This window comes from Mycobacterium sp. IDUB_21 (genome assembly GCF_055419425.1).
The window spans coordinates 1-13,110 of sequence record NZ_JBVAXQ010000005.1 but is presented as its reverse complement, the minus strand read 5'-3'; the positions used below and the strand labels follow the sequence as shown (position 1 = coordinate 13,110).

The 13,110-nt window shown below is 70.2% G+C and carries 3 protein-coding genes; all 3 read right to left on the bottom strand.

The window, feature by feature from the left end; genetic code table 11:
* Window positions 1–19: 19 nt before the first annotated feature.
* Entirely contained in the window at window positions 20–4,420 is a 4,401-nt protein-coding gene (locus ACZYY4_RS09130; protein WP_463809678.1) for a type I polyketide synthase, read from the bottom strand.
* The gene (locus tag ACZYY4_RS09125; protein ID WP_463809677.1) at window positions 4,417–9,885 is read right to left on the bottom strand and encodes a type I polyketide synthase; all 5,469 of its coding nucleotides are present in this window, start codon (window positions 9,883–9,885) and stop codon (window positions 4,417–4,419) included. Before ACZYY4_RS09125 ends, ACZYY4_RS09130 begins: the two co-directional genes overlap by 4 nt.
* On the bottom strand, window positions 9,885–13,110 hold a 3,226-nt coding region (locus tag ACZYY4_RS09120), incomplete at its 5' end, for an SDR family NAD(P)-dependent oxidoreductase (protein WP_463809676.1). The genes ACZYY4_RS09125 and ACZYY4_RS09120, both read right to left, overlap by 1 nt.

The window sequence follows — 13,110 nt, the reverse complement described above, 5'->3', positions numbered from 1 at the left end:
TTTCCGGTTCTCCCCTAACCTAAGACAGCTCGACGAGGGCCATCTCGTCATCGACGGATTCGAGATCGTCTTCGGCGATGGCCTCCCTGACCAGATCCATCACCGCCTTCGAGAACCCGTCGGCGATCGATGCCACCACGGGCTCCTCGATCCGCCGGCTGTCATACCACCAGTCCAGGTGCAGCACACCGGCGGTGCGGTAGGCCCGCAGCTCCAGCGCGTGTCCCAAGCCTGGAATCGCCTCGCGCACCGGCATCGCGGTATCGGGGTCGAACTGCACCGGTGCGTCGCCGACCGACGGCAGCTCGGGGATCGCCCCGACGTAGGCGAAGTGGATGTCGGCGGGTGCGACCGAGCCGAACAGCCGCGCGGTCGGCGCGTAGAGGTAGCGCAGCAGGCCATAGCCGATCCCGTAGTGCGGTACGGCGCCCAGGGTTTCGTGGACTTCGTCCAGCAGCCGGCGCGCGCCGGCCCGCCCCTCGGTGGAGCAGCTCAGCGCGACCGGGTAGATCGTGGTGAACCACCCCACGGTGCGCCGCAGGTCGACGTCGGGCTTGAGTACCGAGCGGCCCGCTCCCCCCACGTCGACGGCCACGCTGCCCTCGCCGATGGCCGATGCCAACGCACGGCTCAATCCGGCCAGCAGGATCTCGTCGATCGGCAGCCGCAGCCGGCGGCGAGCGTCGTCGATCTCGCTGGTGTCGGCTGCCGCCAGCGCCGAGGTGAGTTTGGACATGTCGGCTGTCGCCGGCGGCTCGGCGACGTCGGTGCCCAGCCGCAGGGTCGCGGATTTCGTTGCCTGCAACCAGAATTCGCGACTCCCCAGCACTGCCGGGTGGGTGGCGAGCGCAGCGCAGCGTTGCGACCATTCAGCCCATCCGACGCCGACCGGCGCCAGCTCGATGTCGTTGCCCGCCAGCTTCTGACCGAACGCGGTGAAGATGTCGGTCAGCAGGATGTCGCGGGACGCCTCATCGCCGACTGCGGCGTGCAGACTCAGCGCCAGGTAGCACACGTCCCCCGACGCGCCCCGGATGTACAGGGCGGTCAGCGGCGGGCTGGACAGGTCCTGTTCACGGATGTGTTCGGCCAGCATCGTGCGCACCGCATCGTGTTCGGCGGTGAGGCCCTCGGGAAGGGAATGCGTGGGGATCTCACCGAACTCGCCGGGCTCGGTGACGTTCTGCTCCCAGGTGCCGGCCCGCTCGGTGATGCGGAGCCGCAGGGCGTCGTGGTGATTGACCACCGCGGTGAGCACCGAACGAACGTCGTCGAGACCGACGTCGGGGCGCAGCCGAAGGATCAGCGGGATGCGCCACCGACCGTGCTCGCGAACACCGTTCTCCAGGAAGTAGGTGATGTTCGGCGGGACGGGCGGGTGCTCGACGTCACCGGGCGACTGGCGGGCCAGCCCGCCGGCGGCGTAGCGGGCCGTCAGAGCCTTGGCCAGCGCCGAAATCGTCGGGTTCTCGTAGAGATCCTGCGGAGTAAGGTCCACTCCCTCGTGGGAGGCGGCCATCGCGACGCTGATCGCCACCAGCGAGTCCCCGCCGACATCGAAGAAGTTGGCGTTGCGGTCAACCGAGCCGACGCCCAGGCAGACAGACCAGATACGTTGCAGCGTCGCCTCCATAGAAGCTCCAGCCGAGCCACTGGCACCACCGGCGCCGGCCGAGCTGCTCGCAGCGGCACCGTTGGTCGCGGCGGCGCCCGACACCCAGGTCGCGCCGGCGTTGTGCTCCAGCCAGTGCCGTTGGCGCTCAAACGGATAACCCGGCACTGTGACGCGCTTCGGCTGGTAGTCGCCGTGCAGGCCAGACCAGTCCACGTCGACACCGGCGGCCCAGAGCTGGCCGAGCGCCAGCAGGAAGGCATCCCGGTCGTCGCGGTTCTGGGCGTGGTGGCGCATCAGCCGAACGGTCCGATGCCCAGCGGTGAACTTCGGATGGCGGGCCGCCGACGCGGTCAGGGTGGCTCCGGGGCCGACCTCCACCAGGACGCGGTGCGGCTCGTTCAGCAGTGTGTCCACCTCGTCGGCGAAGCGCACCGTCGCCCGAACGCTGCGTGCCCACGTCGCCGGGTTGGTGGCCTCACTGGCCGCCATCTGAGTGCCGGTCAGGTTCGACAGCAGCGGGATCTGCGGCTCGCGCAACGTCTGGCGGGACAGGAAACCGGTGAACTCCGGAATCATCGACTCCATCAGGCGCGAGTGGAACGCATGCGAGGTGCGCACCCGGCGTGCGTTGATCCCGGCCTTCTTGAGCCGGTCGGAGAACTCGCGGATGGCGTCTTCGGCGCCGGCCACCACGCAACCGTCGGGATCGTTGACCGCGGCGAGGTCGACGTCACCGGTCAGGTATTGGCCGACCGCGTCGGGACCCAGCGGCACAGCCACCATGACGCCGCGTGGCGCGGCGTGCATCAACCGGGCCCGCATCGCCACCACTTTGATCGCCGTGTCGAGGTCGAAGACGCCGGCGATGGTGGCCGCGGCGTATTCACCGATGCTGTGGCCCACCAGCGCGGCGGGACGGACGCCGTAGCTTTCGATCAGCTTCGCCAGGGCGTATTCCACGGTGAACAGCGCCGGCTGAGTGCGGTCGGTGCGCTCGAGGTCACGGGAGGTGCCCTCGAAGATCACCGCCCGCAGGTCGAAACCCAATTCCGCGTCGAACCCGGCGATGCAGCGGTCGAAGTACTCGGCGAACACCGGTTCGGTGTCATACAGTCCGCGCGCCATCCCGATGTGCTGCGCACCCTGGCCCGGGAACAGGAACACCACCCGGTCGGTGTCGGAGGGGCTGTCCCCAAGGTCCAAGCCCTCGCCGACGAAGACGTTCTCGCTGTCTTCGGCACCGAGAACGGTGGCCGCGTCGGCCCGGTCGGCGACGACCGCGGCCAGCCGGAGGTTGTGCGGGTGCCGGCGCGCCAGCGTGTAGGCGATGTCGGGCAGGCTGGACGCCTCGGCATCGTCACCGGAGAGTTCGGCCGCGAGCTCTGCGCGGCCCTGCTGCAGCGCCTCTGCGGTGCGCGCCGACAACAGCAGCACCTCGGGACCGGGCCGCGGTGCGGCGCTCACCGGCGTCTCTGGCCACTCTTCCAAGATGACGTGCGCGTTGGTGCCGCCCACTCCGAAAGAGCTGACACCGGCGCGCCGGATGCCCTCGGCTTCCCAAGGCCCGTACTCGCCACGGATCCGGAACGGCCCGGACTCCAGGTGCAATTCCGGGTTGGGGCTGGTGTAGTGCAGCGTGCCGGGAATCGCCCGATGCTTGAGGCACAGGATGGTCTTGATCAGGCTGGCGATACCGGCCGCCGACTCCAGGTGCCCGATGTTGGATTTGACCGATCCCACAAAACAGGGTCCCGAACGCTGCTCCTCGGACACGGCGAAAGCCTGTCGCAGGCCCTCGATTTCGATCGGATCACCCAGTGGGGTGCCGGTGCCGTGCGATTCGATGTAGCTGATCGTGGAGGCGTCGACCTCGGCGACCGCGTGCGCTTCGGCGATCACGTCGGCCTGCCCGGCTGCGGTGGGGGCCGCATACGTCATCTTGGTGGCGCCGTCGTTGTTCAGCGCCGAACCTCGGATCACCGCGTGGATGCGGTCACCGTCGTCGACCGCGTCGGCGAGCGACTTGAGCACCACCACCCCGACACCGCTGGCGAAGATGGTGCCGTCGGCCCGCACGTCGAACGGCCGGCAGTGCCCGGTAGCCGACACCATCGAACCAGGCTCGTGCCAGTACCCGACGTGGTGCGGAATCCGCAGCGACGAGCCACCGGCCAGTGCCATGTCGCATTCGCCGTTGAGGATGCTCTGGCAGGCCAGGTGCAGCGCGACCAGCGCCGACGAACAGGCCGTCTGCACCGACAGCGCCGGACCGCGCAGGTTGAGCTGGTGGGCCACCCGGGTGGCCAGGTAGTCCTTGTCGTTCTGCAACGACAGGTTGACCATCTCGAAGCTGACGCCCTGGCCGATGATGAGATTCGGGTCGTAATGCGACATCAGGTTGTGCAGCAGGTAACCGCTGGTGGTGCTGGTGCCGTAGACGCCGACCGAACCCTCGAGCTCCCCCGGCTGGTAGCCGGCGTCTTCCAGGGCATGCCACGCGGTCTGCAGGAACAGCCGGTGTTGCGGGTCCATGGTGCGCGCGGCCAGCGGGGTGAAGCCGAAGAAGCCCGCGTCGAACTCGTCGATGCCCTCCAGCAGGGCGGCCCGCCGCACGTAGTTGTGGTTCGCCAGCGCCTTGTCGCTCACGCCGTTGGTGCGCAACTCGTCTTCGGACAGGGTGACGATGGATTCGGTGCCGTTTCGCAGGTTGTCCCAGAACCCGGTCAGGGTGCGGGCGCCGGGAAACCGCCCGGCCATGCCGACGACCGCGATCGCGTTGGGCGGCACTTCGTTGTTGGTGCTCACGTTCGGTCTCCTACTTTTCGCCGCGACGCCGCCCGTTGCCGCGCCGCGGCACGCTGCTGGGCCCGGCTCCGAACACCGCCGGCATCGCCGGCGCCGTCCGCGCCCTCCTGTGCGGCAAGGCCCAGCTGACGGATCAGGTCTGCTGCCAGGTCGGTCAATGAGGCGCCTTGGAGCAGCAGCGCCACCGGCGGCTCCGCCCCGAAGTCGCCGCGGACGGTGTTGCGGATGCGTACCGCCATCAGCGAATCCATGCCGAGCTCGGTCAGCGGCCGGGCGGGGTCGATCACACTGCCCTTGGGGTAGCCCATGATGGCCGTGATTCGCGAACCCAACCGTGCGATGACCGCCTTGACGGCTTCGGCGGCGTCGAGCTGCTTCAGTCCCTCCGGACCGGGCCAGTCGTCGTCCTCGCTGTCGAGGTCGAGTTCTTCGGCCAGGGTGGCGAAGTACCCGAGTTGTTGCAGTTCCGGGAACGCCGCGGCCACCCGATCCAGGCGCAGCCGCGCCACCCCGATGCGGGCGAGGTCGCCGCCGAGGATCGCCTCCAGCGCCTCCATACCTTCGGCCGGGTTGATCGGGTCGAGCGCACTGAACTTGAGTTCCTGGGCGACTCCGACACCGGACCACTGGCCCCAGTTGATCGTGATCGCCGGCAGGCCCGCGGCCCGCCGCCACGCCACCAGGCCGTCCAGCCAGGCACTGGCCGCGGCGTAGGAGGCCTGGCCGGGCGCCCCGAGCAGCGACGACGTCGAGGAGAACCCGACCCACCAGTCCAGGGCCGCACCCGAGGTCGCCGCGTGCAGACGCAACGCTCCCGTCGCCTTGGGTGTCCACACCCGGTCCAGGGTGTCGCGATCGATGCCGACCACGATCTGGTCGTCGATGACCGCGGCGCCGTGGATGACGCCGCGCAGCGTGCACCCGGTCTCCTCGGCGGACGCGACCAGGCTCTCGGCCACGCCCGGGGAAGCGAGGTCGCCGGAGACCACCGCGATCTGGACCCGCTCGCTGAGCTCATCCAGTACCGCGCGCTGTTCCTCGGAAGGCTGCGAGCGACTGTTGAGCACGATCCGCGCGGCGCCCTGGTCGATGAGCCAGCGAGTCACCACCAGACCGATGCCGCCGAGGCCGCCGGTCAGGACGTAGGCACCGTCTGCCCGCACGGTCAGGGCGCCGGTGGCGGTCAGGGTGGCCCGCTTGAGCCGTTCGGCGTAACGCTTCTCGCCGCGCCAGGCCACCACGTCGTCGGTGCCCGCCAGTCCCAGCTCGGTGATCAGCGCGGCCACCGGGTCGGTTGCTGCGTCCCCGGCATCCAGGTCGACTATCCCGGTGTGCAGGTCCGGGTGCTCGTAGGCCAGCACCCGCACCAGTCCCTTGAGGGCACAGATGGACGGATCGCCGGACTCAGCGCCCACGGTCAGACCGTTGCGGCCGACCAGCCACAACCGCGGCGCGGTGCCGTGCCAGCCGGCGACGATGGTGCGCACCGTCGACGCGACCGCCCAGGACAGCTCGCGGCCCCGGACCGATGCTTCGTCGGCTTCGGTCCCGTCAAAGGCGCTGCGGGCGGCCAACACCAGGACTCCGACCGGTGGTCGCTCGGGGTCGTCGGCGGTCCGGGAGAACGCCTCCCGCACCGCGGCTTCGCTGGTCAGGTCCGCGGTGATCACCCGACGGCTGTCGGAGCCGAAGCGGGCGGCGAAATCGGCTGCCAGCGCTTCGGTTTCGGCGCCGTCGGTGAGCACCAGCCAGCTGCCGTCGGCAGCCGCCGGGGGCTGCGCGGGCACCGGAACGTCGACCCACTCGGTGTCGAAGATCTTCTGGCTCAGCGGCAGCGGCACCGTGCGGCGTTGCACACGCTGCAGATAGATCCCGGACAGTTCAGCGGTGGTCGTCCCGGTCTCGTCGGTCAGGGTGACCCGCCCAAGGATGCCGCCCTCGTCATGGCTCACCAGTTCGGCGTAGCCGCGAGCCCGCCGGCCCACGTCGCCGAAGACCCGAATGGTTTCGACCGCCACCGGAAGATAGGTGGCTTCCTCGGCACCGGAGGCTGATCCACTCAACGATTCATCGGGCAAGGCCGCGGCCAGGCATTGCAGTGCCGCGTCGAGCATCACCGGGTGAATCCGGTAGCCGCGGTGCGCGGTCGCCTCGTCGGGCAGCACGATCTCGGCCTCCGAGGCACCGCCGGGCTTGCGGACGATCCGGGTCAGCGCGGCGAAGGCCGGCCCGTGCTGCAGGCCGGTGCCGCGCAGCGCCGTGTACAGGTCCGCCGGTGACAGCGTTGTGCCACCGGTGGTGGACGCCGGACGCTCGGCAGGCTTACCGGGCTGTGTCGCCCCGACCCGCGCGACGGCGTGACGAGACCATGCGCCGCCGGGCGCACGGGAATGGATCTCGACTCGTAGTTCGTCGGAGCCATCACTGTCGTGCAGCAGCCTGGTCGTCACCTCGGTCCGCTCGTCGACCCGCAGCATCTGCTCCACCTCGACCCGGTCCACCGCGACGGCCGACGGGGGCAGGCCCAGTGCTTCGCCGGCCGCAGCCAGCGCCATCTCGGCGAAGCCGGTGGCCGGCATCACCACCTGGCCGTGCACCCGGTGGTGCGCCATCCACGCGACGATGTCGGTGCCCACGTCGGCCTGCCAGACGTGGCCGTGACCGGACGGCAACTCGACGTGGATTCCCAGCAGTGGATGAGCATCGGCCGAGTGCCGGTTCGCGGCGGTTGCGCCCGCCCAGTACCGCACGTGCTGCCAGGGCCGCGGCGGCAGGTCGGCGCGCCCGATCCCGCCGTCCGGTTGCGGTGCGTCGACGGACGGCGGTGCCACGGTTGCCAAGTTGGTGTGAAAACTCAGCGCCTCGGGCTGGTCGCGCAGCAGGGTGCCGGTCACAACGCTGTCACCGGACGGCCGCGCCGATTCCAGGTTCCCGTTGATGGCGTGGGACAGCAGCGGGTGCGGGCTGACCTCGATGAAGTTGGCGTGACCGGCCGCGGCAGCGGCGACGGCAGAGGCGAACCGCACCGGGTTGCGCAGGTTGTGCACCCAGTAGTCGGCATCGAGTGGGCCCGGTGTGTCGGTACCGGTTTGACCGACGGTGCTGATCAGCGGGATCTTCGGCGCCGAGGGCGCCAAGCCGGCGAGCGCGGTCCGCAACTCGTCCAGGATCGGGTCGACGGTGGGGTGATGCGATGCCACGTCCACCTCGACGCGGCGGGCCAGTTTGCCCTGGGCGTCGACCACCGCGACCACCGCGTCGACCTGGTCGGGCGGGCCGGCGATCACTGTCTGCTGGGGGGCCGCGTACACCGCCACGGTGATGTCCGGGTGTTCGGCGACCAGCTTCTCGGCCGCCGCGGCATCGAGTTCCAGCAGTGCCATCGCGCCCTGGCCGCTCAATCGGGCCATCAGTTTGGAGCGGGTGGCGATCACCTTCAGTCCGTCGGCCGGGCTCAGGGCGCCGGCCACTATCGCAGCGGCCACCTCTCCCATCGAATGCCCGATAACTGCGTCCGGCTCGACGCCGTGGGAGCGCCACAGCGCCGTCAAAGCCAGCTGCATGCCCACCAATACCGGCTGGATGCGGTCGATCCCGACCACCTGCTCACCGGACTCCAGTACGCCGCGCAGCGAGAACCCGACCTGCGCGACGAAGTCGGGCTCCAGCTCATCGACGGCGGCGGCGAACGCCGGCTCGTCGACCAGCAGTTGACGCCCCATGCCGGCCCACTGCGATCCCTGGCCGGAATACAAGAAGACCGTGCCCTTGCCGCCCTTGCTGCCCTTGCCACCCTGCACCGCATGGGTGCCGACCACGCCGGGCGCCGGGTAGCCGCCCGCGACGGCCCGCAGTCCGGCCAGCGCCTGCTCGGCGTCGCGCGCGCAGACGGTGGCGAACTTGGCGTACCGGCTGCGGTGGTGGTTGAGGGTGTTGGCGATGTCGGCCAGCGCCACACCGGCGCCGGGGCCGGCCATCCAGTCGGCCAGCGTCGCGGCCCAGGCCGCCACGCGCTGCTCGGTTTTGCCGGAGATCACCAGCGTGATCATCGGGTCGGCCGGTGCCGGCGCGGGAGCCTGATCCGGTCCCTGCTCGAGCACCACGTGCGCGTTCGTCCCGCCCAGCCCGAACGACGACACCGCGGCACGCCGCGGGCCCTCGGCCGCCGGCCAGGGTGTCATCTCGGTGGGGACGAACAGTCGCGTCGGGGTGGGGTCGATCGCCGGGTTCCACTTGGAGAAGTGCAGGTTCGGCGGGATCTGCCCTCGCTGCACCGACAGCGCGGCCTTGATGAATCCGGCGATCCCGGCAGCGGCCTCCAGGTGGCCGATGTTGGTCTTGGCCGCACCCAGCGCGCACTTCTCGGCGCCGCGTCCGTAGACGTCGGCGAGCGCCTCGAATTCGATCGGGTCGCCCAAACCCGTTCCGGTGCCGTGGGTTTCGATGAGGTTGACCGAGTTCGCCGCGACGTCGGCGCTGCGCAGCGCGCGGGTGATCGCGTCACTTTGAGCGATGGTGTTCGGCGCGGTCAGCCCGTTGGACCTGCCGTCTTGGTTTATTGCCGAGCCCCGCACCACCGCCACCACCCGGTCGCCGTCGCGGATGGCGTCGGTGAGGCGCTTGAGCACCACGATCCCGGCGCCCTCGCCGCGGACGAACCCGTCCGCTCCGGCGTCGAAGGTGTGACACCTGCCGCGGGGCGACAGCATCCCCCACTTGGCCATCGCGATCTGGGTTTCCGGACGCAGGATGAGGCTGACCCCGCCGGCCAGTGCCAGGTCGCTCTCGCGCAGCCGCAGGCTCTGGCAGGCCAGGTGGATCGTGACCAGCGATGACGAGCACGCCGAGTCCATCGCGATCGCGGGCCCGCGCAGACCCAACAGGTAGGCGATCCGGCCGACGGCGACGGCGTGGGCATTGCCGGTAGCCGAGTAGCCGTCGATCGCATCCGGGTTGGACGCCGAAATCCCTTGGTATTCGGTGTAATACACACCCATCATCACCGCGGAGCGAATGCCGGACAGTTTCTCCGGCGACATCCCGGCGTGCTCGAGCGCCTCCCAGGCCACCTCCAGCATCACCCGCTGCTGTGGGTCCATCGCCTCGGCTTCGCGCGGCGAGATCCCGAAGAAGTCGGCGTCGAAACCGGCGACATCCGAGATGAAACCGCCCCACTTCGACGACATGCGCCCCGGCGCCAGCGGGTCCGGGTCGTAGTATTCGTCGGCATCCCAACGGTCCGAGGGAATCTCGGTGATAGCGTCGCGGCCTTCGGCCAGCAGGTCCCAGTAGGCGTCCGGGCCCGAGGCGTCACCGGGAAACCGGCAGCCGATCCCGACGACCGCGATCGGCTCGGCGGCGGCGATCCGCGAAGCCTTCTCGAACTGTTCGGTCAACGCTCCCCGCTTGTCGGCGCCCATGGCCGACATCCTGTTGAAGATCGTCGTCGTGGAAATTCCCGTCATCAAAAAGTACCGCTCTCGCTCCCGGTCGAAGCCGACTCAACCTGATCGAACAACTCGTCCAGCACACCGCCGGAGGAGTCGAAGGTCAGATGATCGTCGTCTTGTGCTGCGTCGTCCTGCGGGGCATACCGGGATGCCAACAATCCCACCAGATGCGTCGCCAAAGCCGAAATGCTGGGGTGATTCCATAGCATCGACGCCGACAAATCCACCCCCACCAGTTGCTGTGTCTCTTTCAGAACAGTCATCGCGATCATCGAGTCGAGGCCCATCTCGGGGAACGGCTGATCCACGTCGACGGCTGCCGCCGATGTCCGAAGCTCGCGGGCAAGGATAGCCTGCAGCCTGACCACCAATTCGTCGAGCCGCTTGTCGGGCGGGATTTGCGTCCAGTCCGGGGGGCCTGCCGTCGACGGGTCCGCGGTGCTGCCACTCTCCTGCTCACCCGTCTCAACAGCACCGTGCCTCACATCGGCCTCGCCGACCAGGTCCTCGAAGAAGGTCAGGTCACGGAACTCCGGCGAGGTGGCCACCGCACGGTCGATGCGCAGCCTTCCCACCCCGACCCGTGCCCCGATCCGGCCGGAACCGGCGCCGAGCACCGCGTCCAGCGCCTCGACACCTTCCTCCGGGCTGATCGGGTCGAGAACACTCAGTGTCATCGAACGGCCGAGACCCACGTCGGACCACTGGCCCCAGTTGATGGCGGTGGCGGGCAAGCCGGACGCGTGCCGCCACGCCATCAGAGCGTCCAGCCACGCGTTGGAGGTGGCGTAACCGAGCTGGCCGGGCAGGCCCAGCAGGGCGGCCATCGAGGAGAACCCCACCCACCAGTCGAGCCGGCGGTCCTCGGTGGCTTCCTGCAGAGCACTGTGCAGCCGCGCCGCGCCGACGGCCTTGGCCGACCAGATGCTCTCCAGGCTCTCGCGGGTCACGGCTGTGACGAGCCCGTCGCCGAGCACCCCGGCCGCATGTACGACGCCGCGCAGCGGCCGGCCGGTCTCCTCGGCGGCGGCGACCAGGGCCTGCGCCACCCCCGGCGCACTGATGTCACCGGCGACGAAGGCGACCTCGGCGCCGGCGGCCAGCTCATCGAGCACGGCGCGCTGCTGTTCGGAGGGCTCGCTGCGGCCGTTGAGGATGATCCGTCCGGCGCCGCGGGCCACCAGCCAGCGCGCGACGACGGTGCCCAGCCCGCCGAGACCGCCGGTGAGCAGGTAGGAGCCATCGGCGCGGACCTTGGTGGACTTGGGGGCTTGGCGAACCGGCGGGGCTTCTGAGCCGTCGGGGGCCGCTTCGAGCGTGGCCCGGGTGAGGCGTTCGGTGTGGCGCCGCTCCCGGCGCCAGGCGACCACGTCCTCGCGGATCGGGGCCTGTAGTTCGGCCAGCATGGTGCCGACCAGGGTTTCGGTGTCGTCGGTGGCATCCAGGTCGACCAGGGTGGCACCCAGGTCCGGTTCGTCGGCCAGCACCCGGGCGAGTTCGCCGGGGAACCGCCAGGTGCGGACCGCGCCCTTGAGCGCGCCGACGGCCGGGTCGCCCGGTTCCCTGTCTTCCCCGTCGCCGAACGCCAGCCCGCCGCGGCTGACCAGCCAGAGCCGCGGGCGGATGGCCCCGGAAGCCCCCGCCCAGCTGTCGACCGCCGTCCTGGCCGCCGTCGATGCCGTCCAGACGAGCTCGCGGGCGCGGGCCAATGCACCCTCGGGGTCGGTTCCGTCGAATCCCGGCCGCCCGAGGAACACCACGATGCCGGCCGGTGGATGCGCGGGATCGGCGGCGGCTTGCGCAACCGCCTCGGCCAGGGCCGGCTGATCGGCGAACGGGCCGCTGACGACCCTGCGGGTCGGCGCCGCCAGCCGTGCGGCGAATGCTGCCGCCAGCGCCGCTGCGCCGGGGTCTGCACCCGGCTCGGAGAGCACCAGCCAGCTGCCCTCGGCCGCGCCGGTGGCGGCCGGCACCTCGGATTCGGTCCACTCGGTGGCGAAGATCTTCTGCTCCAGCGGCACCCGCAGCGAGCGCGGGTCGATCGGCCGCAGTTCGACGCCGTCCAGCTCGGCGACCACGACGCCTGTGTCGTCGGTCAGGACGACCCGGCCGACGGCCACGGTGTCATCGAGGCTGGTCACCTCGGTGTGGCAACGAACCTGGCGTCCGGCCGGACCGAACACCCGCACCGCGGCCACCGCAGTCGGCGCGTAACCGGCGTCTCCGGACTCCTCCGCCGGGATCGCCGCCGCCAGCTGACGCAGCGCGGCATCGAGCAGTACCGGGTGCAGGCGGTAGGCGGGATGGGTGGCTCCGCTGTCGGGCAGCGTGAGCACGCTCTGACCCGACGGCGCATCGGCCGCCTGCTGTGCCGGTGCCGATGAGATGTCGGCCACCGCATACCGGGACCAGGCGTCGGAACCCGCCCGGGCATGGATCTCGATTCGGGTCTGCCCATCGGCCGCGCTGAGTTGCGTGGTGACCTGCATCCCGCCGTCGAGCACCAGCGGCTGCTCGATCTCCAGTCCGGACACAGCGATCGACTCGGCGGAACCGCCGAGCGCTTGACTGCCGGCCGCCAGCGCCATCTCGATGAGAGCCGCAGCGGGCAGCACAGTCTGGCCCTGCACCGGGTGCTCGGCCAGCCACGGCATCGCCGCGGCGTCGAGGTCGGTCTGCCAGATGTGGTCACGGCCGGTGAGCATCTCCACGTGCGCGCCGAGCAGCGGATGGACATCTGCGGCCTGGGCGGCCCGCGCGGGAGCGGTGATCCAGTGCCGGGTGTGCTGCCAGACCGAGTTGGGCAGTTCGGTGAATCCGCCGGGCCCGGAAGGGTTGGCTGCGTTGCCGAGACCGCCGAGCTCGGCGAGTTGCAGGTGGAAGCTCAGTGTTTCGTCGTCGCCGCGTCGCAGGGTGGAGGCCACCACCACCGGTTCGCCTGCGGCGGCTTCAGCTGTCTCGATGATCGAGTGCGTCAACAGCGGGTGTGGGCTGATCTCGATGAACGTGGTGTGGTCCCCCGCCGCGGCGGTGATCGCCTGACTGACCAGCGCGGGACGGCGCACGTTGTCGGCCCAGTAGTCGGCGTCGAGCACCGGTGTGGGCCCGGTCGGGTCGAGTGCCGTGGAGTAGAACGCAATCTGCGGCACCGCCGGCACCAGATCGGCCAGCTCCGCCCGCAACTCATCCAGGATCGGATCCATGAACGCGGTATGCGAGGCCACCTCCATGTTGACCCGC